The sequence below is a fragment of the Tessaracoccus luoxuelianae genome (assembly GCF_054483915.1).
This window is the reverse complement of sequence record NZ_CM137013.1, coordinates 2,578,737-2,603,763: the sequence shown is the minus strand read 5'-3', so window position 1 is coordinate 2,603,763 and position 25,027 is coordinate 2,578,737. Positions and strand designations below refer to the sequence as shown.

Sequence of the window (25,027 nt, the reverse complement as noted above, 5' to 3'; positions counted from 1 at the left end):
GTATGTACCTCAAACAGCTGACCCTGCGCGGGTTCAAGTCCTTCGCCTCCGCTACCACGCTGGTCTTCGAACCGGGAATCACGTGCGTCGTCGGGCCCAACGGCTCCGGGAAGTCGAACGTCGTCGACGCCCTCAGCTGGGTGATGGGGGAGCAGGGAGCCAAGACGTTGCGCGGCGGCAAGATGGAGGACGTCATCTTCGCCGGCACCGCCAAGCGTGCCCCGCTGGGGCGGGCCGAGGTCGAGCTCACCATCGACAACTCGGACGGTGCGCTGCCCATCGAGTACGCAGAGGTCACGATCACCCGCACCATGTTTCGCAGCGGGGGCTCGGAGTACGCCATCAACGGGGCCGCGGCCCGGCTACTCGATGTGCAGGAACTGCTGAGTGACTCCGGGATCGGGCGTGAGATGCACGTCATCGTCGGCCAGGGCCAACTCGACGCCATCCTCCAAGCCACCCCGGAATCCCGCCGCGGCTTCATCGAAGAGGCGGCCGGGGTGCTCAAGCACCGCAAGCGCAAGGAGAAGGCGCTGCGGAAACTGGAGGCCACGAAGGCGAACCTCGAGCGGCTGGGCGACCTCGTCGCGGAGCTGCAGCGCCAACTGAAACCCCTGGGCCGGCAGGCCCAGGCGGCGCGCAAGGCGGCGGTCATCCAGGCCGAGCTGAGGGATGCCCAGGCACGCCTCCTCGCCGACGACCTCGCCACCGCCGAGGCCCAGCTGGCCGCCGAGCTCGCAGACGAGGCGGCCGCGGCTGAGGCCAAGGCGCTCGCCGAGGCAGCGGTGCGGCAGGCGCTCGAGGCGGAGGAGGCAGCCGAACGGATCCTGCGGGAGACCGGCGCCGCGTTCGATGCAGCCCAGGAGCAGTGGTACGCGCTGGCCGGGTTGCGCGAGCGCGTCACCACAACGGTCTCGATCGCAGCCGAGCGGATGCGGGCGGGGGACAACCAGCCGTCGCTGGACGTCGGAGGCCGAGACCCGGAGGCGATCGAGGCCGAGGCAGCCGAGTTCCGGACGAGGGAGCTGGGGCTCCGGGCGGAAGTCGAACAGGCGCAGAGTCGCCTGACGGACGCGTCGCTCAGGCGCTCCAGCGCAGAGCAGCGGCACGCCGCGGCGGAGCAGGCCTACGCGGCGGCCCTGAGGGCCATCGCAGACCGTCGTGAAGGACTCGCCCGGCTCACCGGCCGCGTGAACTCCGTCACATCCCGGCTGGAGGCCTCGGACGAGGAGGTCCAACGCCTCTCATCCCGGCGCGACGACGCGCTGGCGCGCGCCGAGGAGTCGGGACGCCGCTACCACGCCACCGAGTCCTCACTCGCTGGGCTGGGCAGCTCGGAGTCGGACCTCGACGAGGGCTACGAACGTGCCGCCGCCCTGGTGGCAGAGGCGGAGGCCGAGTCCGCCACCATGCGGAGTGCGGAGGCGGAGCTCGGTCGGCGCCGCGCCGGGCTGGAGGCTCGCGTCGACGCGCTGCGCCTCATGAGGCTGCGTCGTGACGGGTCGGCGGACCTGATCGAGGCGGGCCACGAGAGCGTGCTGGGGCGGCTGGGTGACCTGCTCACCATCGAGCCGGGGTGGGAGGCGGCCGTCGCCGCCGCGCTCCGAGGGATGGCCGAGTCCGTCGTCGTTCAGGGCCTCCACGGCGCGTTGGACGCCGCCCGATACCTCGCCGACGGCGACCTCGGCCGCGCGCCGCTTGTGGTTGCCGGGGCGCCGCGGCACGACGATGCCCCGTCGGTCGGACGACCGCTGAAGGCGCTGGTGCAGGCCCCCGAGTCCCTCGCGGGGGCCCTCGACCGGCTGCTGGGGCCAACGGTGGCTGTGGAGTCGGCGGACGAGGCAGCGGCCGTCGTCGCCGCGCACGCCCACATTGTCGCGGTGACCCGGTCGGGAGATCTGTTCTCCTCGTGGCTGGTGGAAGGAGGTTCGGCGGCCGCCCCGTCGATCCTCGAGGTGCAGGCCCAGCTCGCCCAGGCGGAGCAGGAGCTCGCCCAGTGCGAGCATGAGGCGCACCGGGCACGATTCGCCGCGGAGGCCGTGGCCGAACGTCTGGACGCCGCACGGCTCGACGAGGCCGCCGCCCTCGCGGAGCTGCACGCCTCGGACGCCCAGCTCGCGGCGGTCGCGGAGCAGCTCAACTCGCACCGTCAGGGGCAGGCGTCGGCCGCACGGGAGGCCGAGCGGCTCACCGAGGCCATCGATGCTGCGCTCGCCGCGAGAACCCGGGACGAGGAGCTTCTGACGGAGCTGTCCGCCCGCCTCGAGGCGGCCACAGCCGAGGGGGAGGACGCCGAACCCGATTCGGCAGACCGGGACGAGCGGGCCGCCGAGGCGCGCCGTTCGCGCCAGGAGGAGATGGACGCACGGCTGACGCTTCGCACCGCTGAGGAACAGGTCAAGGCCATCGCGGGACGGGCGGAGGCCCTCGCCCGGTCGGCCCAGCACGAGCGTCAATCACGGGCCAAGGCCAGGGCGCGGGCCGAGTATCTCCGACGGGAGGCCGAGGTGGCCCGCGTGGTGCATGAGGCCGCGCTCAGGCTGACGGAGTTCGTCGAGGGCGCGCGGCGGAGTGCGTCCACGGCGCGCGACGCAGCCGACGAGGCCCGCCGCCGCGCCGAGTCCGGCACCACTCAGGCCAGGCACGCCGCCAAGGCCGCTGCGGCCCGCCTCGACGAGATCGTCCGTGGGGCCCATCGCGATGAGATGGTCCGGATCGAGCATCGGATGCGCGTCGAGCAGCTGGTGGACAGGGCGCTTGCGGAACTCGGCCTGGAGCCCGGGCAACTGGTGGCCGAGTACGGCCCGGACGAGCTGGTCCCGGTGCTCACCCGCCCGGACGGCACCGCGCTCGCTGAGGACGACGAGCAGCCCCCGCCCATGCCGTACAACCGCGAGCAGCAGGCGGCCAGGCTCCGGGCGGCGGAGAAGAACCTGGCGATTCTGGGAAGGGTCAACCCGCTGGCGCTGGAGGAGTTCGACGCGCTCACCGCCCGCCATCAGTTCCTGGCCGAGCAACTCGATGACCTCAAGCAGACCAGGATCGACCTTCTCGAGATCGTGGGGGAGGTGGACAGACGGGTCCAGGAGGTGTTCGAGACGGCCTACCGCGACGTGGAGCGCAGCTTCGCAGACGTCTTCGGCCGTCTGTTCCCCGGCGGCGAGGGGAAACTGATCCTCACCGATCCCGGTGACTGGCTCACGACGGGCGTCGATGTCGAGGCCAGGCCCGCGGGCAAGCACGTCAAGCGGCTCTCCCTCCTCTCCGGCGGCGAGCGTTCCCTTGTCGCGGTGGCATTCCTGGTGGCCCTGTTCATCGCCCGCCCCAGCCCGTTCTACATCCTCGACGAGGTGGAGGCGGCCCTCGACGACGCCAACCTCGGCAGGCTGCTGGGTATCTACGAGGAGCTTCGCGCCTCGTCGCAGCTGCTCATCATCACGCACCAGAAGCGCACGATGGAGATCGCGGACTCGCTGTACGGCGTCACCATGCGCGGCGACGGCATCTCCACCGTCGTGTCGCAGCGCCTCCACGAACGTTGAGGCGCACAATGGGCTCGTCGTCCGCAACGGCGACTCGCCGACGATTTCCCGGCACGTCCGGGGGTCGGCACTATGGAGGTCCTTCCCCCAAGTCCTCCGAGAGGAGCCCCGAAGCATGAGTGTCGCGGTTATCGCAGTCCTGTTCGCCCTGGTCCTGGCCGTTGGCCTCCTGGTGGTGGTCGCCGTCTCGGCCGGGCACCTCGAGGTGAAAGAGCCCAAGCTCGGGCGGGTGATCGACGAGGCCAACCGTCACCTCAACGGCACGGGCGAGGTGCCGAAGTTCCTCGAGAGGCTGGATAACAGGGTCGGCTGACCGCCTCGCTAGGATGACCCCGTGGATTGGTTCTTCTGGGTCATCATCGCGATCGTCGGCTTGGCGGTCCTCATCGGCGGCATCGTCGTCACGCTGGACAGGCGCCGGCAGCTCGAACACCAGCAACGCCCCGAGCTGGCCGAGCCGGACCGCGAACCGGATGTGGTTCTGGCGCCGGAGGTTGAGCCGGCAGCTCCGGAGCAGGTGGCTGTCGAACCGGTGGCCGTGGAGCCCGCCGTTGTTGTGCCGGAGTCACCGGTCGTCGAGGTGTCCCGTGCGCCGTCCCTGGAACGGCCCGAGGCCCCCGCATCCCGTTGGGCCCGCCTCCGTCGTCGGTTGTCGAGCAGCAACAATGCGTTGGCCCGCGCGCTGGCCGATCTTCTCTCCGTGGACCGGCTCGACGCGGACACGTGGGATGACTTCGAGACCACGCTCATCACCTCGGATCTCGGGGTGGGCCCGGCCACCGAGCTCACCGAGGCGCTGCGTCGCCGGCTGGCGGTGGACGGCGTTGCTGATCCGGCTTTGGCTGAACAGGTGCTGCACGACGAGCTCCTCAAGCTCGTCGACCCCTCGTTGGACCGTAGCCTCAACCTCACCCCCGGCAAGCCCGGAGACCCGGCCGTCGTGCTCGTGGTGGGTGTGAACGGGACTGGCAAGACCACCACCGTCGGCAAGTTGGCCCGTGTGCTGGTAGCCGAGGGGCGCACCGTCGTCCTCGGGGCGGCCGACACGTTCCGCGCCGCCGCCGCGGAGCAGCTGGCCACCTGGGGCGAGCGGGTGGGCGTGGAGACGCTGCGCGGTGACGAGGGAGCGGACCCGGCCTCGGTGGCGTTCGACGCCGTGGCCGCAGGCGTCGAGCGAGGCGTGGACGTGGTGATCGTGGACACCGCCGGACGCCTGCACACCAAGACGGGGCTGATGGACGAGCTCGGCAAGGTGAAGCGCGTCATCGAGAAGAAGGCGGCCGTCACCGAGGTGTTGCTCGTCCTCGATGCCACCACCGGCCAGAACGGCATGACCCAGGCCCGCATCTTCGCCGAAGTGGTCGACGTCACCGGCATCGTCCTGACGAAGCTCGACGGGTCCGCCAAGGGCGGAATTGTGGTTCAGGTCCAACGGGAACTCGGTGTGCCGGTGAAGTTGGTCGGCCTGGGTGAGGGAGTCGACGACCTGGCGCCGTTCGAGCCGGAGGGATTCGTCCAAGGAATCCTCGGGCGCTAACTTTTGTCCACATTTCCGGGGCGACACGAGCCGACCTAACGTTGGTCAATAGCCCAGACATCTGGGATCGGCAACGATCATCACATGATCGAAGCGAGCCACCTGACGAAGACCTTTGGTCGCAGGACCGTGGTCGACGATCTCAGCTTCAGGGTTGATCCCGGAGTGGTCACTGGTCTGCTCGGCCCTGACGGCGCGGGCAAGACCACCACCCTGCGAATGATCCTGGGCCTGGAGCGCCCCACATCCGGATCTGCACTGATCAACGGGCGCCCCTACTCGCAGCTGGAGCGCCCAGACAACTCAGTGGTCGCCATGCTCGGCGGTAAGTGGCTGAGCCACGGATGGATCGGAAGATTCCGTCGTCGGCAGGCAGACGGCCCGGTCCCCGCCGGCCTGAGGAGGAGGGCCGGCATGGCTGAGGCTGCGCTCGCTGATCCGGATCATTACCTGTTCGACGAGCCGTTCGCAGGCTTGGGACAGGAGGATGCCCGCTGGATGAGGCAGTCGCTCAGGCGGCTCGCCGCGCAAGGGAAGGCAGTACTCGTGACCGGCCACTCGCTGGCCGAGATGGCCCAGGTGGCCGACAACCTGCTCGTGCTGGGCAACGGGCGGCTGATGGCCGCCACGTCGGTGGACGAGTTCATCATCAGCAGTGGTGGCCCGGCGGTTCGGGTCCGGGCGCAGCGCCAGGCCGAGCTGTACGACCTCCTTCTTGGCATGGGTGCGCGGGTGACACCCCGCATCTCAGATCAGGGCGTCTTGCTGCTCGTTCACGGGCTACCGATCGCCCGGGTCGCAGAGGCTGCGGTCAACTTCGGCATCCTGGAGTTGGTCGAAGAAGATGCCACGCTGGAGCGCGCACTACTGGAGAGGTCCGGGATGAATGTGCCCACCGTCGGCACGCTCGCCAAGGGTGGGATCACCTGACCGAGGGCGGGTCCAACTCCGCGAGGTCCACCACGCCGAGCTGGATGGCCCGCACCAGGATCTGGGTGCGGGACTTGAGCCCCATCTTGTCGCCGATGTGAGACAGATACTGCTTGATCGTTCCCTCTGAGACGAACATCTTCGTCCCGATCTGCTGGTTCGTCAGTCCTTGGGCGAGCCATCGGAGGAGTTCTCTCTCACGGGGGGCCAGCCCCGGGTCGGCTGGGACGGAGGGCGCCTCCGGCGCGTCCTTCACGTTGGAGACGAGTTCCTTGCGCACGGCGGCGGAGAGAGGCATGTCTCCGTCGATGGCCTGATCGATGCCGGTCAGGAGGGCTGGCCCGCCGGCGTCCTTGAGGAGGTAGCCGGAGGCACCGGCCCGCAGCGCGGCCACGATGTACTCCCGCGTCCCGAACGTGGTCAGCGCGACGATGCAGGCCTTGGGCCATTCGCGGCAGATGTCGCGGGTGGCCTCCACCCCGGACTTCTCGGGCATCTGCAGATCCATCAGGACGACGGAGGGGCGGAGGCGCCGGTAGGCCGTCACGGCCTCTTTGCCATCGCGCGCCTCACCCACCACCTCGTAGTCGCTGTGGCGTGAGAAGAAGGTCCGGTAGGCCTCGCGGACCATAGGGTCGTCATCCACCACCAGGATGCGGCGCACAATGTTCATTGCCTTACCCTAACGGGGTGTGGCCGCTTCACTCCCCTCGGGGACGGCCGATAGTGAACTCTGGCCATTAGTCAGTGTTGGAATTGGCGAGAGGACGGTTGACTATGGGGGAACATGACGTTCTTCAGCGCAAAGGACATTCCCATGAAGCTCCGCCCACTCATCGCCGGTCTGATCCTGACCGTCGCGATCGCCCCCACCGCCATGGCCGCTCCGGCGCCCCAGCCTGTCGGTGGGGAGAGCAGTACGGTCAGCCCGCAGTTCATCTGCCGGATCTTCCCGTCTCTGGGTTTCTGCCACCGCTGAGTCGGCGGGTTGACTTCGCGCTGACCTCCGAAGCCGGCTTCCGGCACGATCAAGCGCGTGCCGAATTTCAGTGACGGAGCGGTTTCTGACGTGAGTCGTTCCGACGAACCTCCCCTGGGGGTTCTCAAGGTCGCCCGCTACATCGTTGCCGCGATGGTGTTGTACGGGGCATTCAGCACCCTCCTGACGTGGCAGAGACTGGGCTGGCACACCGCCGTCTCTCCGATCGCGCAGATTGTTGAGGGCCTCGCCTGCATCCTGGTGCTGTGGCGTCCGCGCGCGGGGCTTGCCGCCGCCATGGTCCCGCTTGGGTTGACGCTGTGGTACGGCACGATGGAAGCAGATCTACTGGCCCATCTCCTGATTCCCTCTTCCTTCGCGGTGGTGGCACGCCCCCGCGCGGCGGCCGGGGTTGTCGCGCTCTTTTTGGGCTACGCGACGGCCAGGAGCATCCAGGCGGCGGAGTGGGGGGTCGGTGCCTCCTACCTCATTCTCCTCATCCCCAGCGTCACCGCGGGCCTGCTGCTTCGCGCCATGCTGATCGCGCGGCGTCGCGGGCAGGGCCGCGTGCAGGTGATGGGGGAGGACGCGAGGCGGATCCGGGGTGAAGAGCGGGCTCGGCTCGCGGCCGAGCTGCGAACCCTGGTGTCGGCGAGGCTGGCGGACAGCAGTGGCGTGCTGACCGCCGCTCAGAGACTCGCCGATCCAGACCAGATGCGCGTCGCCATCGCCCGGGTCAACGAGGCCTGCCTGGGGGCCTTGGTGGAGGTTCGGGCCCTCGTGGGAATGTTGAGGGAAGATCCGACCGGGGACGGTTATGATGAGGCGATCGCCGCGCCGGGAGTCACCACCGCCGCGTCCCGGCTTCGGGAGCGGCTGGAGGAGCGCGGCGTGCGCGTGAGCACCACGGTCCCTACGGAGGCGGACCTGGCTACCAGGGTCACGCAGTCCACGGTGATCAGGGTGATGGACGAGATCGCCGAGGCCATCACTTCGGGCGGCGAAGCTGGCGCCGAGGTGACCCTCAGGGTGGAGCAGCGTCGCGGTTGGCTCAGCCTGGAGGCCCTGTACCCGAATGCCGCAGGATCCCTGGGGGGCCACGATGGGCGGATGGATCGGCTCCGCCAGCGGGCCGAGACGCTGGGCGGGAGCCTGAGGAGTGAGATGCGGGGCGGTGTGCGGCACCTGCACCTCGATCTGCCCCCTGCAGTCGATCCACCGGCCGGCAGACCGGCCGGCCTGCGTGCAACGGGCTGGTGGCGCCTGATCACCGCTGGGACGGCGCGGGGTCTCCTGACCATGGCGCTGACCATCGGGGGCCTGGCTGCGGGCGCCGGGCTCGGGGAGGCGTTGTCCGCCGGGGAGATCCCGTGGGACGCACTGTGGGAGGTGGCCGGCTTCCTCTCCGCCGGCTTGCTGCTGTGGTGGCCGGTCGTGGGCGCGCTGCCCGCCGCGGCCACCACGATCGGAATGCTCTCGACACCACACTCTGACGATCTGGCACTTGCCGCCATTCTGATCGTCGCCTGCTGGCACGCGGCTCAGGTGACACAGCGCCGCGCGGCCATCGCACTCGGTTTGCTGGCCTCTGGGGCGCTTGTCGTCGCAACGGTGGCTGACGTGGGGGCCGTGCGCGAGCAGGCCGTCGTTGCCGCCGTGGTCCTCCTCGTGCTTCCGACCTTCATCGCCACGCGCCACTTCCTCGTCACGCGACGAAGCCAGATCGATCAGATTGCGGGTCTGCGCCGCACGGAGGAGGGAATCCGGACCGAGGAAAGAAACCTGCTCGCGCGCGAGCTGCACGACGTGGTGGCGCACCACCTCTCGGTGGCCACGCTGCAGTCCATGGCCTACGGCGAGAGCGACAACCCCGATGAACTCCGCACTGCACTGACGCGGATGGAGCGGTCGACGAAGGGGGCGGAGGAGGAGATGGAGCTGCTGAGCAGCATCATGGCCGAGACCGGGGGAGAAGAGACCGGCATCGCCCTGGTGCGCCCCACCACGGTGGTCGGCTTCCTGGCCGAGACCCTGCGGGACAACGGATTCCGAGTCTCCGTCTCTGTGGATCCGCTCTCGGATGAGCTGCCCGCACCAACCCTGCGTACCCTGACCCGCGTCATGCAGGAGTGCGTGACCAACATCCTGCGCTACGGTCGCCGCGACGGGGCGTGCACCCTGACGCTCGACGTCGGCACCCATGAGGTGACGCTGCGGATCGCGAACGCGTTACCGGCCCGGCGTCGGAGCTCACCGCTCTCGCTGGGCTATGGCCTGGCGGGGATCCGCGAGCGGGTCGACCTGCTGGGAGGCCGGTTCGCCGTCACCGCAGATGCGGGCACCTGGGTGGTCGAGGTCGCGCTCCCGCGGGACGGTTGATCCTCGGCGGACCGGGTCAGACCGCGGCCCCGACCGCGGCAACCAGGGCGTCGGCGCTTCCCTTCGCATCCCCGAACAGCATCGCCGTGTTCTCGTTGAAGAACAACGGATTCTCCACGCCGGAGTAGCCGGCTCCCATGGAGCGCTTGAACACCACCACCTGCCGCGCCTCCCACACGTGCAGGACCGGCATGCCGGAGATGGGCAGCCCGGGCTCCATGGCTGCCGGGTTGACCGTGTCGTTGGCGCCGATGACCAGTACCACGTCCGTGCGCGGGAAGTCGTCGTTGATCTCGTCCATTTCAAGGACGATGTCGTAGGGAACCCTGGCCTCGGCGAGGAGCACGTTCATGTGGCCGGGCAGGCGCCCAGCAACGGGATGGATCGCGAAGCGCACTGTCTTGCCCTGCGCGATCAGCCGCCGCGTCAGCTCGGCGACAGGGTGCTGGGCCTGCGCGACCGCCATGCCGTAGCCAGGCGCGATGACCACGGAGTCAGCGTCGCGGAGCCACCCGGCCACTTCCTCCGCGTCGGCGCTGATGGCTTGACGTGGGTTGCCGTCGGCGTCCAGGAGCGCCACCTGCGTGCCGGTGGAGTCCGCGGTGCCGAAGCCGCCCAGCAGGACGTTGGCGATCGAGCGGTTCATGCCGCGAGCCATGACGATCGAGAGGATGATGCCCGACATGCCGACGATGGTCCCCGCGACCACGAGCAGATCCGATCCGATCGCAAATCCTGAGAGAGCGCCCGCCCAACCCGAGAAGGAGTTGAGGAAGCTGACCACGACGGGCATGTCCGCACCGCCGATGGCCATCACCATGATGATCCCGACCACATAGCCAAGCACGTGGGTGATGATCAGCGCCCAGAGATTGGGGCTGGCCAGGTGCCATCCCAGCGATCCGAGGAGACCTACTCCCAGGATGGCCATGACCACGCCGCGGGCAGGCACCGTCAGCGGTTTGGAGGTGATCCTCCCGCCGAGCTTCCCGAAGGCGACCACCGACCCGGAGAAGGTGAGCGAGCCGACGAAGACCGCGAGCCAGACCTCAACGCCGTGGACGATCTGGTCCGTGAGGACGGGATAGTTGTCCACACCGAGGGAGGCGTTGATGCCGACCAGGGCGGAGGCCTGCCCACCGAATGCGTTGAACAGCGCGACCAGGCCCGGCAGCCCCGTCATGGCCACGCGCGCCGAGTACATGAGCCCGACGGCGAAGGCGATGACGAGCCCCACGGCAAGCAGGATGAAGCCGGTGGTGTCCCACCGCTGGGCGAACGTGTGGATGATCGTGGCCACCACCGCGAGGGTCATGCCGACCATGCCGTAGACATTGCCGCTGCGCGCGGTCTCCTGCTTGCCCAGCCCGACGATCCCCAGGATGAACAGGAGGGCGGCGGCAATGTAGCTTCCGAAGACGATGTTGGACAGCATTTGGTCAGCTCCTCTGGAACATGGCGAGCATGCGGTGGGTGATGGAGAACCCGCCGACACAGTTGATCCCGGCCAGGACGATGGCGACGAAGGCGAGGAGTTGGACGTGCAGCAGGTCCGAGGTCAGCTGTGTGATCGCGCCGACGATCGTGATGCCTGAAATTGCGTTGGACACGCTCATCAGTGGCGTGTAGAGCGCCGGCTGTACACCCCAGATCACGTAGTAGCCCACCACGCAGGCGAGGCCGAACACCAGAATGCTGGACAGGAATCCGCCCGGGAGAATCAGTGTCAGAAGCAGCCACACCCCCACCGCGAGCAGCACGCCGCGGAAGCGGGACCACTGGTCCGGTGGTGGGGGCGGAGCGGCGGGCGCAGCCGGGACCACCGCGCCGGCGGCCTTGACCGGTGCCACCGACACTTCGATCGGCGGGGGCGGGAACGTGACCTCCCCGTCGCGCGTCACCGTCATCTGGCGGTGGACCTCATCGTCGAAGTCCAGCTGGGCGACGCCGTCCTTGCCAGGGGTGAGCAGTTTCATGAGATTGACGACATTGGTGCCGTAGAGCTGCGAGGCCTGCCCCGGGAGCCGGCTCGCGAGGTCTGTGTACCCCACGATGTGGACCCCGCCGTCTGTCACGTAGGACTCACCCGGCCGGGTCAGCTCGCAGTTTCCGCCGCCGCTGGCGGCCAGATCCACGATCACGCTTCCGGGGCGCATCGAGGCGACCATCTCCGCGGTGATCAGCTTGGGTGAGGGTCGCCCCGGGATGGCCGCGGTGGTGATGATGACGTCGACGTCGCGGGCCTGCTTCGCGTACAGTTCCGCAGCGCGCGCGGCGTAATCGGCGGTGGTGGCCTTGGCGTACCCGTCGGATGAGATTCCCTGATCTGTCGCCGCGACGGCCAGGAATCTGCCCCCCATGGATTCCACCTGCTCGGCCGTCTCGGGCCGCACATCGGTGGCGGTGACCTCGGCGCCGAGGTTGCCGGCGGTGCCGATGGCGGCCAGGCCCGCGACACCAGTGCCGATGACGAACACCTTCGCCGGGGAGACCTTGCCTGCGGCGGTGACCTGTCCGGCGAAGAAGCGGCCGAACGCGTGGCTGGCTTCGATGACGGCGCGGTATCCGGCGATGTTGGCCATCGAGCTGAGCGCGTCGAGCGACTGTGCGCGGGAGATCCGCGGCACCATGTCCATCGACAGGGCGGTCACTCCCCGGGCAGCCAGTGCCTCCACCAGGTCTGTGCCTGTCCGCGGGTGCAGGAATCCGATCAGCAGCTGGCCGGGGTGGAGCCGCTCCAACTGGGCAGCCGTCGGCTCGCCGGCCATGGCGACGATGTCCGAGGACCAGGCCGTCTCCGATCCGACGACGGCAGCACCGGCCTCCTCGTATGCGCTGTCCGGCAGCGCGGCGAGCATGCCGGCCCCGGTCTCCACGGCCACGTCGTAGCCGAGCTTCAGCAGAGCCGACACCGTGACCGGCGTCGCGGCCACCCGCGTCCCTGGGGACTCATTGGGAATGCCGATCCTCATGCGTGGGTTCCTTTCGCCGGTGCCGGTGCGATCCTCAAGGGAGCCTAACGGTCCGGCGTCGGGATGTCCCGGCTGGGGGTGCCTGGGGCGCCGGGCGCGCTGAACCTGGCCGCCTCGCCTATCCTGGTGCGGTTCACACATCTTCGAAGGGCTCAGATCAGTGTTCGACACTCTGCAGGACCGGCTGTCGTCGGTATTCAAGGGGTTGCGCTCCAAGGGGCGGCTCACCGAGGCCGACATCGACGCAACGATGCGCGAGATCCGCATCGCGTTGCTCGAGGCAGACGTCAACCTGGGGGTCGTCAAGGAGTTCGTCGCGGCGGTCAAGACGCGCTCCCTCGAGGCGGAGCTGTCCAAGGCGCTGAACCCCTCTCAGCAGATCATCAAGTTCGTCAACGAGGAGCTTGTCAGCATCCTCGGGGGCGAGGCGCGGGCACTCAGATTCGCCAAGCGCCCGCCCACGGTGATCATGCTGGCCGGCCTCCAGGGAGCAGGCAAGACAACCCTGGCCGGCAAGCTGGCCAGGTGGCTGAAGTCTGAGCAGCACACACCGCTGCTCGTGGCGGCGGACCTGCAGCGGCCCAACGCGGTCAACCAGCTCCAGATCGTGGGTCAGCGCGCAGGGGTCCACGTGTTCGCGCCGGAGCCCGGCAACGGCGTGGGGGACCCCGTCGACGTGGCCCGGCGTGCCATTGTCCATGCAGAGGCGAAGCTCTACGACGTGGTGATCGTCGACACCGCCGGCCGGCTCGGCATCGACCAGGAGCTGATGCGTCAGGCGGCCGACATCAAGGCCGCGGTCAACCCGGACGAGACGCTGTTCGTGGTTGACGCCATGATCGGCCAGGACGCCGTCAACACCGCCAAGGCCTTCGACGAGGGCGTGGGCGTGGATGGCGTGGTCCTCACCAAGCTCGACGGCGATGCCCGCGGTGGCGCCGCCCTGTCCATCGCGCGGGTGCTGGGCAAGCCGGTCATGTTCGCCTCCAGCGGCGAGGGCCTGACGGACTTCGACAGATTCCATCCGGACCGGATGGCCTCTCGGATCCTCGGCATGGGCGACGTCCTCACCCTGATCGAACAGGCGGAGAAGACCTTCGACGCCGAGGAATCGCGCGCCGCGGCCGAGAAGTTGATGGGCAGGAACAAGTTCGGCCTGCAGGACTTCCTGGGTCAGATGCAGCAGCTGCGCAAGATGGGCCCCATGTCGAAGATCCTCGGCATGCTGCCTGGGGCAGGTCAGTTCAAGGAGGCCATCAACGACATCGACGAGAAGGAGATCGACCGCATCGAGGCGATCATCTATTCGATGACGCCGAAGGAGCGCGACGACGTCTCCATCCTCAACGGTTCGCGCCGCTCCCGCATCGCCAAAGGTGCGGGGGTCCAGGTATCCGAGGTCAACAAGCTGGTCAACCGCTTCGTCGAGGCCCGCAAGATGATGGAGGCCATGGCCGGCGGCGGCATGCCAGGGATGGGAGGTATGCCGGGGGCGCCCGCCATCGGGGGCGGACGCCGGGCCCAGCAGAAGAAGCAGCAGCAGAGGAAGCAGCAGCGCAAGGGCCCCAAGGGCGTGCGCCAACAACCCGCGCAGCAGCCGCAGATCCCGCAGTCCCTCGACGACTTCCAGTTGCCGCCGGACCTGCAGAAGATGTTCAACGAGAACAAGCCGAAGTTCTAGGAGTCACCATGGGGGCAGCGCTCCATCTCACAGGGACCTTCCTCCCCGATGAAGAACCGCGGGAGGCGTGGATCGCCGACGGCGTGATCTCGCACGAACCGGTCTCGGGGGCAGACACCGTCGCCACGGACGCCTGGGTGATCCCCGGGCTGGTCGACGCCCACTGCCACATCGGGCTGGGACCCCAGGGTGCCGTCAGCGCGGAGACGGCGCGGGGCCAGGCGGAGACGGACCTGGCGGCGGGCACCATGCTCATCCGCGACGCCGGCTCTCCGTCGAACACTCGGTGGATGCAGCAGGCCCCCGAACTGCCGCGGCTGATCCGTTCTGGGCGACACGTGGCGAGGCCGCTGCGCTACATCCGCTATCTCGGCGTCGAGGTCGAGCCGGAGCAGCTCGTCGAGCAGGTCCGCCATGAGGCGCGAGACGGCGACGGGTGGGTCAAGCTGGTGGGGGACTGGATCGAGCGCTCCGTCGGCGACCTGGCCCCCCTGTGGCCGGCCGATGTCGCGGCCGCGGCGATCGCGGCCGCGCACGAGGAGGGCGCGCGCGTCACCGCACACTGCTTCGGCGAGCAGTCGGTCCACGAGCTGGTCGAGGCTGGCATCGACTGCATCGAGCACGGGACCGGGCTCTCCGATGAGGGGATCGCGCAGATGGCGGAGCGGGGCACGGCGCTGGTGCCAACGATGATCAACCTGGACAATTTCCCGCGATACGCCACCCCCGCCCGCGAGAAGTTCCCCAGCTACTACACGCACATGATGGACCTCTATGCCCGGCGCAAGCAGACCATCGGTGCGGCCATCGAGGCAGGTGTCTCGGTGTTCGCCGGAACCGACGCGGGCACCGTCGTCGAGCACGGCCGGATCCGCGACGAGGTGGAGGCGCTGGCCGAGCTCGGCGGCACCGAATTCGCGCTCGGTGCCGCCAGCTGGCGCGCCAGGGCATGGCTGGGTGCCGACACCCTCACGCCGGGGGCAAGCGCCGATCTCATCGTGCTCGACGCCGATCCACGGGAGGACCTCACCACCCTCCGTCGTCCTCTCGCGCTGATCCTGCGGGGCAGGATGGTCGGCTGACTGGGTAGTCTGGCGGCTGACCGAAGGAGGCCCAAGTGTCCGACCCCAGCCAGTCGTTCCCGCCGCCCAGCGTGGAGCAGCGCTCAGCCGATCTGCCTCAGCCCGCATCGCCCCCCAAGCCGCCAGAGCAGCAGCCGCCGCGGCAACCGGCCGGTCCGCAATTTGCGCCCGCGCCGAAGCAGCCGAGCGGGTTCGGGCGCGGGTTCGGCATCGGAGCCGGCATCGGACTGGGCCTCGGGGCGGCGTCCCTGCTCATGGCCGTGGTGCTCGGCGCCATGACGATCATCGGCTCCCTCACCCTCGTGTCGACCGCCAGCGGCGTCGCCACCACCCAGCTGGCCACCATCTGGGGCGACGGGAGCCAGAGCCTCCGCGCCATCCCGGTATCGGGGCCCATCATGGCCGACGCGTCGGATGGTGCCCTGCTCAGCGCGGGATCGTACGGCTACGAGATCGCCTCCCAGCTCGATGAGCTGACGGTCGACGACGCAGCCGGCGTGGTGCTGCTCGTCAACACCCCGGGAGGGAGTATCGCGGGCTCGCGCGCCGTCAGTGACGCGGTGGTGAGATACCAGGAGCGCACCGGGCAGAAGGTTCTGGTCCATGTGAGTTCCATCTCGGCCTCGGGCGGGGTCTACGCGACGGCGCCAGCCGACGAGATCATCGTCGATCACGGTGCGCTGGTGGGCTCCATCGGGGTCATCTTCGGCCCGTTCGACCAGTACACGGACGTGATCGCCACCAGCGGGACCCTGTTCGAGTCCGGTGTGACCACCACTGGAGGCATCACCAGTGAATACCTGTCGCAGGGGGAGGGCAAGGACTTCGGCAACCCCTTCCGTCCGATGACCGACGAGGAGCGCGCCATCTACACGGCGGGCCTCGCCACCGAGTATGACGCCTTCGTGGCGCACGTCGCGCAGCACCGTGACATCACCGAGTCCGCGATCCGCGATCAGATCGGGGCGCACCTCTATGATTCGGAGCGCGCGCAGGAGTACGGGCTGATCGACGGCGTGTTGGGACGCGACGAGTTCTTCAGGCATGCCGCGGAGGCCGCGGGGCTGGATCCGGAGGACACCCGAGTCGAGGCCGTCCGGCAACCGAGCTCGTGGGAGGTGTTCCTCGGGGTGGAGCGACCGTTCGGGGCTGCGCCGGCGGTGCTGACCGGGGAGGGCATCGTGCCCGCGCTCAGCCCCGCTCTCTGTCGTCCCTCCCAGCCGTTGGCGCTTGCGGGAAGCCTCGAGGTCTACTGCGGCTAGGTCAGCCCCAGCCCAGTGAGTGCAGGGCCTCTTCGTCGATGCCGTGATAGTGGCCCAGCTCGTGCACCAGGGTGATCCAAACTTCGTCGTAGAGTTCGTCGGCTGTGCGGCACATCCGGCTCAAGGGTCCGCGGAAGAGGACGATCCGGTCCGGCAGCTGCCCGTAGCCGTACTGGTCGCGCTCAGTCAGCGCGGTTCCCTCGTACCAGCCCAGCGAGTCGGAGCCGTCCTCCGGTTCGTCCTCGACTACGAAGATGAGATTGTCCAGGCCGGTGACCAGCTGCTCGGGGAGGGCGTCGAGGGCCTCCTCGACAACCGCGTCGAAGTCGGATTCGGAGATGTCCACGGCTCCGATGCTACGTGCCGGCTGCGCCGAGGATTGGTCGTCGCGCGCTGATCTGGCACAATGTCGGGTGCACCTCTTTGCCCGGGCCCTCTCATCCGAGCGTTGAGGCCCCTAGGTTTGTCCGCGCCGTGCCCCACACGTCGAGGGCGTCCATCCACATCGTCTGCTGGCAGACGCATTCATCAACAGGAGAACCCACACCCGTGGCCACCAAGATTCGCCTTAAGCGGCTCGGCAAGATTCGCTCGCCCCACTACCGCATCATCGTCATCGACTCGCGCGCCAAGCGTGAGGGTAAGGCCATCGAGGAGATCGGCCTGTACCACCCGAAGAATGATCCGTCCGTGATCCGCGTCGACTCCGAGCGTGCCCAGTACTGGCTCTCTGTCGGCGCCCAGCCCACGGAAGCCGTCGTCGCGCTGTTCAAGCGCACCGGAGACTGGCAGCAGTTCTCCGGCGATAAGTCCCCGTCCGGTGTCGATCCCCAGCCTGAGCGGCGGGACCGTGAGGCCGAGTTCGCCAAGGCCCTGGCCGAGGACAGCGGCGCCACCTCACCCGCCATCTCCAAGGCGAAGAAGAAGGCCGACGAGGCCGCTGCGAAGGCCGCGTCCGCCGAGGCTGAGGCCGCTCCGGCCGCCGAGGCCGAGGCTCCTGCCGAAGAGGCGTGAGCGTGCTCGCCGAGGCACTTGAACACCTCGTCGCTGGGATCGTCTCGCATCCTGACGAGGTGAGTGTCAAGGACAAGGACCTGCGCCGCGGACGCCTTCTGGAGGTGCGGGTGCACCCGGAGGACGTCGGCAAGGTGATCGGCCGCCAGGGTCGCACCGCGCAGTCCCTGCGCACCGTGGTCGCGGCGCTCGCCGGCAAGGAGAGCGTCCGCGTGGACTTTGTGGACGTGGACCGACCCCGTCGGCCCTGACCATCATGTGAATCGATGCCCCGGCACCCCCACGGGTCCGGGGCATCGTCATCCCCGCACGAGGCGGGCTGAGTGAAGGAGAACCCCGTGCAGGACATGGTGGAGGTGACCGTCGGCAGGATCGGCCGTGCGCACGGCCTGGGCGGCGAGGTATTCATCGACCTGCGGACCGACGAGCCCGTTCGACGTTTCACGGCCGGCGCCACACTGCTCCTCGGGGACACGGGGCGCAGCGTAGAAATCGCCACGGTGCGGTGGAACCGGGGACGGCTGATGCTGACCTTCGCCGGGTACCCGGACCGGACGGCCGTCGAGGCGCTCACCGGGCAGGTGCTGGCCACGCGGGTTCCTGCCGAGGAGCGCCCCAGCGAGCCCGAGGAGTTCTTCGACCGACACCTGGTGGGGCTCAGAGTCCTGGACCACACCGGCAGCCAGGTGGGCACCGTCACCGATGTGCTGCATCTCCCCGCGCAGGATGTGCTGGAGGTCGCCGTCGACGGCGGGGAGCGGCTGATCCCGTTCGTCGCCGCACTGGTGCCCGAGGTGGACCTCGCCGCCGGTCACGTGCGGCTCGCGGAGGTCGGCGGCCTCCTCGAGGACATCGAATGAGGCTCGACGTCGTCACGATCTTCCCGGAGTACTTCGCGCCTCTCCGCCTGAGTCTCGTGGGCAAGGCCATCAGCTCAGGTCTGGTCGATCTGGCGGTCCACGACCTCCGCCAGTGGACACATGACCGTCATCACACCACCGACGACACCCCCTACGGCGGGGGTGCGGGCATGGTGATGAAGCCCGAGCCGTGGGGGGAGGCGTTCGACGCCCTTGAGGTGGCGTCGCCGCTGCCGATGACGGTGGTGGTGCCCACGCCCACCGGCACCCCGTTCACGCAGGCCACCGCCTACGAGCTGGCGTCACGGGAGAGACTCGTCTTCGCGTGCGGTCGCTATGAGGGCATCGACCAGCGGGTGATCGACCACTGCGCGGAGCGCTACGACGTGGTGGAGGTCTCGCTCGGCGACTACGTCCTCAACGGCGGAGAGGTGGCCACCCTGGCCATCGTCGAGGCCGTCGTGCGTCTGCTGCCCGGCGTCCTGGGCAACCCCGCCTCGCTGGTGGAGGAGTCACACTCGGATGGCCATCAGCGCCTGCTGGAGTATCCCAACTACACCAAGCCGCCCGTCTGGCGGGATCGTGCGGTCCCGGCGGTGTTGCTGAGCGGCCATCACGGCCTCATCGAGGAGTGGCGACGTGAGCAGGCGGTCCGGCGGACGATCGAGCGCCGTCCGGACCTGCTCGCTGACGACATTTCGTGAGCGAAGCGGCACGTAAATGGCCTAGCTAATCGCGCCTTCGGTAACCGAACCCCGATGCCCGCAGGCTTGCTGGTTTGGCTACAGTGGGGTCCGTGGCAACAACACTCACCATTCATCAACGGGCGTTGCGAAGCACGGTCGTCAAGAAGGTCATCATGGCAGTGACCGGCTTGATCATGATCGCCTTCCTCCTCGTGCACATGTACGGCAATTTGAAGATGTTCCTCGGTCCCGAGGCCTTCGATCACTATGCCCACTGGCTGAAGGGGACCACCGAAGACGGCGGAATCCTTTATCCCGTCCTTCCGGCCGGATGGTTCATCTGGATCTTCCGGTCCGCCCTTGTCCTCTCCGTGATCCTTCACATCTGGTCCGCCTACACGCTCTCCATGGAAACGCGTCGCAACCGTGGCACGAAGTACGTCAACAGCCAGAAGAAGGTGCAGACCTACTCCTCGCGCACCATGCGCTGGGGCGGGATCATCGTCGCGGCGTTCCTCATCTTCCACCTCATCCAGTTCACGATCGTGCCCGGATCCTTCGGCGGCAGCGCCGACGAGCCGCACACCATGGTGCTGGCAGCGTTCGAGCAGTGGTGGATGGTGGCGCTGTACGCGGTGTGCATGGTGCTCATCTGCATGCACATCCGCCACGGCTTCTGGAGCGCCTTCACGACGCTGGGCGGCAACACCAGCGCCCAGACCCGTTCAGTGCTCAACGCCCTGGCCATGATCGTGGCCGTCGTCCTCTTCGTCGGCTTCATGATCATGCCTCTGGCCGTTCTCTTTGGAGTTGGTATCTGATGACCGCAACCACCACCGCTCCTGCCGTCAGCACCCAGCACTGGGTCGAGGGCGCGGATATCGCAGATACGAAGGCGCCCACCGGCGTCGACATCGACAAGGTGTGGAAGACCCGGCAGTTCCAGGCCCGCCTGGTGAACCCGGCCAACCGCCGCAAGCTCAGCGTCATCATCGTCGGTACCGGCCTTGCCGGCGGCGCTGCTGCCGCGACGCTCGGCGAGGCGGGCTACAACGTCCTCAACTTCTGTTACCAGGACAGCCCTCGTCGCGCCCACTCGATCGCGGCTCAAGGTGGCATCAACGCCGCCAAGAACTACCGCAACGACAACGACTCCACGCACCGCCTGTTCTACGACACGGTCAAGGGTGGCGACTACCGCGCCCGCGAAACCAACGTGTATCGGCTCGCTGAGGTCTCGGCCAACATCATCGACCAGTGCGTCGCCCAGGGCGTCCCCTTCGCCCGCGAGTACGGCGGCCTGCTGGACACCCGCTCGTTCGGCGGTGTGCAGGTGCAGCGCACCTTCTACGCCCGCGGGCAGACGGGTCAGCAGCTCCTCATCGGTGTCTACCAGCAGCTGGAACGCCAGATTGCGGCCGGCACCGTCAAGATGTACGCCCGCCACGAGATGGTGGAGATCATCGTCGTCGACGGTCGTGCCCGCGGCATCGTCACGCGCAACATGATCAACGGCAAGGTCGAGACCTGGACAGCCGACGCGGTGGTGCTCGCCACCGGTGGTTACGGCAACGTCTTCTTCCTCTCCACCAACGCCATGGGCTGCAACGTGACGGCCACCTGGCGCGCGCACCGCAAGGGCGCGTACTTCGCCAACCCGTGCTACACCCAGATCCACCCAACGTGCATCCCGGTGCACGGCGACACCCAGTCCAAGCTCACGCTGATGTCTGAGTCGCTGCGCAACGACGGCCGCATCTGGGTGCCCAAGCGGGCAGAGGACTGCGCGAAGGATCCCCGCCAGATCGCCGAGGAGGACCGCGACTACTACCTGGAGCGGATCTACCCGTCATTCGGCAACCTGGTTCCGCGCGACATCGCGTCGCGGCAGGCCAAGAACATGTGCGACGAGGGTCGCGGCGTGGGTCCGGCCGTCACTGAGCGCGATGCCGACGGCACCGAACGCCAGGTCCGCCGTGGCGTCTACCTCGACTTCTCCGATGCGATCAACCGCATGGGCCAGAAGACGGTGGAGAACAAGTACGGCAACCTCTTCGACATGTACGCGCAGATCACGGGTGAAAATCCCTACGAAACGCCGATGCGCATCTATCCGGCCGTGCACTACACCATGGGCGGGCTCTGGGTGGATTACGATCTGCAGTCGTCCATCACCGGCCTGTACGTCACCGGTGAGGCCAACTTCTCGGACCACGGCGCCAACCGCCTGGGTGCCTCGGCGCTCATGCAGGGCCTGGCCGACGGCTACTTCGTCCTTCCGAACACGATCAACGATTACCTGGCCGACGCACCGTTCGACAAGGTCGCCGATGATCACCCCGCCGTCGTCGAGGCGCGGGAGTCTGCCCAGGAACGGATCGACACGCTGCTGTCCATCCAGGGCACCCGGTCGGTGGACTCGTACCACAAGGAACTCGGCCACATCATGTGGGAGTACTGCGGCATGTACCGCACCGACGAGGGCCTGAAGAAGGCCATCGGCCTCATCCAGGACCTCAAGGCCGACTATTGGAAGAACGTGCGCGTCACCGGCGTCAACGAGGACTTCAACCAGGCCCTCGAGCGCGCGGGTCGCGTGGCGGACTTCTTCGAGCTCGGCGAACTCATGTGTGTCGACGCCCTGCACCGGCGTGAGTCGTGTGGCGGTCACTTCCGCGGCGAGTCTCAGACCGAAGAGGGAGAGGCGCTGCGTCACGACGACGAGTACCTCTACGTCGGCGCCTGGGAATGGGGCGGCGAGGGCGGCAAGCCCGTGCTGCACCGTGAGCCGCTGATCTACAAGGCAATCGAACTGAAGCAACGGAGTTACAAGTGAAGCTCAAGCTACGTATCTGGCGTCAGGCCGGCCCGGGTGCAGCCGGCCGGATGGTCGAGTACGACCTGGACGGCGTGTCGGACGACATGTCCTTCCTGGAGATGCTTGATCTGCTCAACGAGAACCTCACCCAACGCAACGAGGAGCCGGTGGCCTTCGACCACGACTGTCGCGAGGGTATCTGCGGCATGTGCGGCGTCGTCATCAACGGCATCGCCCACGGCGCCCCGGAGGGTGTCCGGACCACCACCTGCCAGTTGCACATGCGCTCGTTCGCCGATGGGGCCACCATCGACATCGAGCCGTGGCGGGCGGGCGCCTTCCCGGTGCTGAAGGACCTCGCTGTCGACCGCACCTCGTTCGACCGGATCATCCAGGCCGGCGGTTTCATCTCCTCCAACACCGGCTCGGCGCCGGACGCCCACGCCACTCCCGCCCCGAAGCGGGAGGCCGACGTGGCTTTCGACAATGCCACCTGCATCGGTTGTGGCGCGTGTGTCGCGGCCTGTCCCAACAGCTCCGCCATGCTCTTCACCGCGGCGAAGATCATGCACCTGGCGATGCTGCCCCAGGGCCAGCCCGAGCGGTACCGCCGGGTGAAGTCCATGGTGGCGCAGCACGACGAAGAGGGCTTCGGCAACTGCACCAACATCGGCGAATGCGCCGCGGTGTGCCCCAAGGGCATCCCGCTGGAGTCGATCTCGGCGCTCAACAGGGACCTGATCTCCGCCATGTTCAAGAAGGACGGGAAGTGAGTTTCTGCCGCTGAAAGCGACAGAAACTCAGGTTGAGTAAGGACGAGCCGCCAGGCGAGTCCGCATCGAAACAATCGCGAGGGGCCCGGGCACTCAGCCCGGGCCCTTCGTGATGCTCAGTCCACCTCAGTCGCCGCTCTGGAGGCAGGGGAGAGGGGCGAATTTTCCGGCCTCGTCGTCGTCTGCCATAATGACTAGTCGTTGCCCATACCCGGGCAGCCCGGATTCGTCGCAGCTCCTGCCACTGGGGGACTGTCTGTGGCCGTCCGGTCAGATCAAACCGCGGTGACCTGTGGCACTGACGGAAGGGTTCACACATGACCAACCAGCTGATCCAGCAGGTCAACAAGGCCTCGCTTCGCGACGACATCCCGGACTTCCGCGCCGGTGACTCGGTGAAGGTGCACGTCAAGGTCGTCGAGGGCGCGCGATCCCGCGTGCAGGTCTTCGCGGGCGTCGTCATCGCACGCAACGCCGGTGACGTCCAGGAGGCGTTCACGGTCCGCAAGGTGAGCTTCGGCGTCGGCGTCGAGCGCACCTTCCCGCTGCACAGCCCCATCATCGAGAAGATCGAGGTTGAGCGCCGCGGAGACGTGCGTCGTGCCAAGCTGTACTACCTGCGCGGCCTGCGCGGCAAGGCCGCCAAGATCAAGGAGAAGCGCTACTGAGCGCTCACTCCCTTCGAGCAATGCAACCGCCGGTGGCCCGTGGCCGCCGGCGGTTCGTCGTGTCCGGGCCCCGTGAGGACTCGCGGTATGCTCTGGGGAGCGCCTGCCGCTCCGCCCCCGAAGGACTGAACTCTTGAACTCGACGACCGATTCGCTCGAAGACGCCCCGGCGCACCGCAGCTTCGGACGGATGCTTCTAGGGTGGCTCACCGAGGGCGTGCTGATCCTGATCGGCGCAGTCGTCATCGCCACGCTCCTGCGCACCTTCGTCGGGCAGATGTTCGTCATCCCGTCCGGCTCCATGGAGAACACCCTCAAAGTCAACGACAGGGTACTTGTTGCCAAGTTCGGTGGCTTCCAGCGCGGCGACGTAGTGGTGTTCGAGGACCCGGGATCCTGGCTCGGGCCCAGCACCCCGTCGACCAATCCCGTCAAGATCGCGCTCGAGTTCGTGGGAGTGCTGCCCAGCTCCGGCACCGAACACCTGATCAAGCGGGTGGTCGGGATGCCTGGAGATCATGTGCGCAGCACCGAGGACGGGAAGATCGAGGTCAACGGCTCGGTCCTCGACGAGACGGGCTACCTCTACAGCGAGGAGGGCATTCAGGTGGCGCCGGTCACGGTCCCCTTCGACATCGTCGTGCCCGCGGACCGGCTCTTCGTGATGGGTGACCACCGCAACGCGTCGGCTGATTCCCGATGCCGGCTGGCGGAGGTCTCGCAGAACCCGGGGGAGAGTGCCTTCGTGCCCACCAGCAAGGTGGTGGGCGCCGCAGTGGCCATCGTGTCCCCCCTGGACCGGCTCGCCACCTTTACGCTCCCTGAGACTTTCACGGAAGTCCCGGCTGCCGTGGAGCCCGCGCCCGAGGAGCCCGAGCTCATCCATGTGGAGCCCGGCTGCTGATGATCCGGCTCGGACGGGGTGCCTACGGGTACGAGCGGGCTTTGGTGCGCGCGGGCCTGGGGCCGGTGGCGGGCGCCGACGAGGCAGGCAGGGGAGCCTGCGCCGGTCCGCTTGTGGCGGCGGCGGTCATTCTGGACCCGGGCCGCCCGATCGTCGGCCTCGATGATTCCAAAGTGCTGTCCGAGGCGACGCGCGAACGATTGTTCGAGGAGATCACCCGCCGTGCCACGGCCGTGGCAGTGGCGGTGGTCGAGGCCGATGAGTGCGATCGTCTGGGCATGCACCAGGCAGACCTGCAGGGGCTGCGACGGGCGGTCGGCCGGCTGGATGTGGCACCCAACTTCGTGTTGACCGACGGATTCGCCGTCGATGGACTGGGCGTCCCGGGGCTGGCGATGTGGAAGGGGGACAAGGTGGCCGCCTGCGTAAGCGCGGCCTCCATCATCGCGAAGGTGACGCGCGACCGCATCATGGTGGCTCACGACGCTTCATATCCGGCATACGGGTTCGCCGTCCACAAGGGGTATTGCACCTCGGTCCACCAGTCTGCGCTGGACCGGCACGGACCCTCCGCGATCCACCGGTGGTGCTTCGACAACGTGTCGAGAACGGCTAGAGTGATGGAACCATGAGCGCCGAGGATCTAGAACAATACGAGAGCAAGCTTGAGCTCGATCTGTACCGCGAGTACAAGGACGTGGTGGGCATCTTCACCTACGCCGTGGAGACCGAGCGGCGCTTCTACCTGTGCAACGCCGTGGATCTGAAGGTGCGCACTGAGGGCGGTGACGTCTACTACGAGGTCTCCATGGGTGACGCCTGGGTGTGGGACATGTACCGCCCGGCCCGCTTCGTGAAGTCGGCGAAGGTGCTGACGTTCCGCGACGTGTCCATCGAGGAGATCGCGCACTCGGATCTGCAGGTGCCCGAAAACCAGTAG

The 25,027-nt window shown here is 67.9% G+C and carries 24 protein-coding genes; 20 read left to right on the top strand and 4 right to left on the bottom strand.

Annotated features, from left to right (window positions below; translation table 11 throughout):
* Positions 1-2: 2 nt before the first annotated feature.
* The 4 genes from smc (at position 3) to ACX1D1_RS11905 (ending at position 6,009) form a co-directional block, all read left to right on the top strand.
* Positions 3-3,542, top strand: a complete 3,540-nt coding sequence (smc, locus tag ACX1D1_RS11920) for a chromosome segregation protein SMC (protein ID WP_459054688.1) — start codon at positions 3-5, stop codon at positions 3,540-3,542.
* Positions 3,543-3,657: 115 nt separating this feature from the next.
* Positions 3,658-3,855 carry a hypothetical protein gene (locus tag ACX1D1_RS11915; protein WP_182799421.1) on the top strand — a complete coding sequence of 66 codons (198 nt, stop codon included), beginning with the start codon at positions 3,658-3,660 and terminating at the stop codon, positions 3,853-3,855.
* A 21-nt stretch (positions 3,856-3,876) separates the two neighbouring features.
* Positions 3,877-5,079 carry a signal recognition particle-docking protein FtsY gene (gene ftsY / locus ACX1D1_RS11910; protein WP_370586073.1) on the top strand — a complete coding sequence of 401 codons (1,203 nt, stop codon included), beginning with the start codon at positions 3,877-3,879 and terminating at the stop codon, positions 5,077-5,079.
* 84 nt (positions 5,080-5,163) lie between these two features.
* Complete coding sequence (locus ACX1D1_RS11905; protein WP_459054687.1) at positions 5,164-6,009, top strand: ATP-binding cassette domain-containing protein; 846 nt, start codon at positions 5,164-5,166, stop codon at positions 6,007-6,009.
* On the opposite strand, the gene ACX1D1_RS11900 is transcribed toward ACX1D1_RS11905, so the two are convergent.
* Positions 6,002-6,682, bottom strand: coding sequence for a response regulator (locus ACX1D1_RS11900; protein WP_182799423.1), 681 nt, complete (start codon positions 6,680-6,682; stop codon positions 6,002-6,004). The genes ACX1D1_RS11905 and ACX1D1_RS11900 overlap by 8 nt on opposite strands.
* Positions 6,683-6,826: 144 nt before the next feature.
* On the opposite strand from ACX1D1_RS11900, the gene ACX1D1_RS11895 reads away from it, so the two are divergent.
* Positions 6,827-6,988 carry a hypothetical protein gene (locus tag ACX1D1_RS11895; RefSeq protein ID WP_459054686.1) on the top strand — a complete coding sequence of 54 codons (162 nt, stop codon included), beginning with the start codon at positions 6,827-6,829 and terminating at the stop codon, positions 6,986-6,988.
* 90 nt (positions 6,989-7,078) lie between these two features.
* Complete coding sequence (locus ACX1D1_RS11890) at positions 7,079-9,367, top strand: sensor histidine kinase (RefSeq protein WP_459054685.1); 2,289 nt, start codon at positions 7,079-7,081, stop codon at positions 9,365-9,367.
* Positions 9,368-9,383: 16 nt separating this feature from the next.
* Here ACX1D1_RS11890 and ACX1D1_RS11885 read toward each other — a convergent pair whose 3' ends face one another.
* Both ACX1D1_RS11885 and ACX1D1_RS11880 read right to left on the bottom strand, forming a co-directional pair.
* Entirely contained in the window at positions 9,384-10,802 is a 1,419-nt protein-coding gene (locus tag ACX1D1_RS11885; protein WP_182799426.1) for an NAD(P)(+) transhydrogenase (Re/Si-specific) subunit beta, read from the bottom strand.
* Between the two features lie 4 nt (positions 10,803-10,806).
* Positions 10,807-12,339 (bottom strand): Re/Si-specific NAD(P)(+) transhydrogenase subunit alpha, encoded by a 1,533-nt coding sequence (locus ACX1D1_RS11880; protein WP_459054684.1) that lies wholly within the window; start codon positions 12,337-12,339, stop codon positions 10,807-10,809.
* Between the two features lie 160 nt (positions 12,340-12,499).
* Here ACX1D1_RS11880 and ffh point away from each other — a divergent pair, with 160 nt between their 5' ends.
* The 3 genes from ffh to ACX1D1_RS11865 are packed head-to-tail and all read left to right on the top strand — an operon-like array spanning position 12,500 to position 16,364.
* Entirely contained in the window at positions 12,500-14,020 is a 1,521-nt protein-coding gene (gene ffh / locus ACX1D1_RS11875) for a signal recognition particle protein (protein ID WP_459054683.1), read from the top strand.
* 8 nt (positions 14,021-14,028) lie between these two features.
* Complete coding sequence (locus ACX1D1_RS11870) at positions 14,029-15,102, top strand: amidohydrolase family protein (RefSeq protein ID WP_182799429.1); 1,074 nt, start codon at positions 14,029-14,031, stop codon at positions 15,100-15,102.
* A gap of 35 nt (positions 15,103-15,137) precedes the next feature.
* Entirely contained in the window at positions 15,138-16,364 is a 1,227-nt protein-coding gene (locus tag ACX1D1_RS11865; protein WP_459054682.1) for a S49 family peptidase, read from the top strand.
* Between the two features lies 1 nt (position 16,365).
* Here the strand turns inward: ACX1D1_RS11865 and ACX1D1_RS11860 are convergent, their stop codons facing one another.
* Complete coding sequence (locus tag ACX1D1_RS11860; RefSeq protein WP_182799431.1) at positions 16,366-16,710, bottom strand: metallopeptidase family protein; 345 nt, start codon at positions 16,708-16,710, stop codon at positions 16,366-16,368.
* Positions 16,711-16,913: 203 nt separating this feature from the next.
* Between ACX1D1_RS11860 and rpsP the strand changes: the two genes are divergently transcribed.
* The 11 genes from rpsP to ACX1D1_RS11805 all read left to right on the top strand — a co-directional run bounded on the left by rpsP (position 16,914) and on the right by ACX1D1_RS11805 (position 25,027).
* A complete protein-coding gene (gene rpsP, locus ACX1D1_RS11855; RefSeq protein ID WP_182783747.1) occupies positions 16,914-17,378 on the top strand; it encodes a 30S ribosomal protein S16 in 465 nt (154 codons plus the stop codon).
* 2 nt (positions 17,379-17,380) lie between these two features.
* On the top strand, positions 17,381-17,629 hold the full coding sequence (locus tag ACX1D1_RS11850) for an RNA-binding protein (protein WP_182783749.1): 249 nt from the start codon (positions 17,381-17,383) through the stop codon (positions 17,627-17,629).
* A 72-nt stretch (positions 17,630-17,701) separates the two neighbouring features.
* Positions 17,702-18,238, top strand: a complete 537-nt coding sequence (rimM, locus tag ACX1D1_RS11845) for a ribosome maturation factor RimM (protein WP_459054681.1) — start codon at positions 17,702-17,704, stop codon at positions 18,236-18,238.
* Entirely contained in the window at positions 18,235-18,942 is a 708-nt protein-coding gene (trmD, locus tag ACX1D1_RS11840; RefSeq protein ID WP_459054680.1) for a tRNA (guanosine(37)-N1)-methyltransferase TrmD, read from the top strand. Before rimM ends, trmD begins: the two co-directional genes overlap by 4 nt.
* Positions 18,943-19,097: 155 nt before the next feature.
* Positions 19,098-19,745, top strand: a complete 648-nt coding sequence (locus ACX1D1_RS11835; protein WP_370586086.1) for a succinate dehydrogenase cytochrome b subunit — start codon at positions 19,098-19,100, stop codon at positions 19,743-19,745.
* Positions 19,745-21,760: a fumarate reductase/succinate dehydrogenase flavoprotein subunit gene (locus ACX1D1_RS11830; RefSeq protein WP_459054679.1), complete on the top strand. Its 2,016-nt coding sequence runs from the start codon at positions 19,745-19,747 to the stop codon at positions 21,758-21,760. The genes ACX1D1_RS11835 and ACX1D1_RS11830 overlap by 1 nt, the downstream gene beginning before the upstream one ends.
* Positions 21,757-22,515 carry a succinate dehydrogenase/fumarate reductase iron-sulfur subunit gene (locus ACX1D1_RS11825; RefSeq protein WP_182783755.1) on the top strand — a complete coding sequence of 253 codons (759 nt, stop codon included), beginning with the start codon at positions 21,757-21,759 and terminating at the stop codon, positions 22,513-22,515. The genes ACX1D1_RS11830 and ACX1D1_RS11825 overlap by 4 nt, the downstream gene beginning before the upstream one ends.
* A 317-nt stretch (positions 22,516-22,832) precedes the next feature.
* Positions 22,833-23,183 (top strand): 50S ribosomal protein L19, encoded by a 351-nt coding sequence (gene rplS, locus ACX1D1_RS11820; RefSeq protein ID WP_182799434.1) that lies wholly within the window; start codon positions 22,833-22,835, stop codon positions 23,181-23,183.
* 133 nt (positions 23,184-23,316) lie between these two features.
* On the top strand, positions 23,317-24,087 hold the full coding sequence (gene lepB, locus ACX1D1_RS11815) for a signal peptidase I (protein WP_459054678.1): 771 nt from the start codon (positions 23,317-23,319) through the stop codon (positions 24,085-24,087).
* Entirely contained in the window at positions 24,087-24,719 is a 633-nt protein-coding gene (locus ACX1D1_RS11810) for a ribonuclease HII (protein ID WP_459054677.1), read from the top strand. The genes lepB and ACX1D1_RS11810 overlap by 1 nt, the downstream gene beginning before the upstream one ends.
* The gene (locus ACX1D1_RS11805; RefSeq protein WP_182783763.1) at positions 24,716-25,027 is read left to right on the top strand and encodes a DUF2469 domain-containing protein; all 312 of its coding nucleotides are present in this window, start codon (positions 24,716-24,718) and stop codon (positions 25,025-25,027) included. Before ACX1D1_RS11810 ends, ACX1D1_RS11805 begins: the two co-directional genes overlap by 4 nt.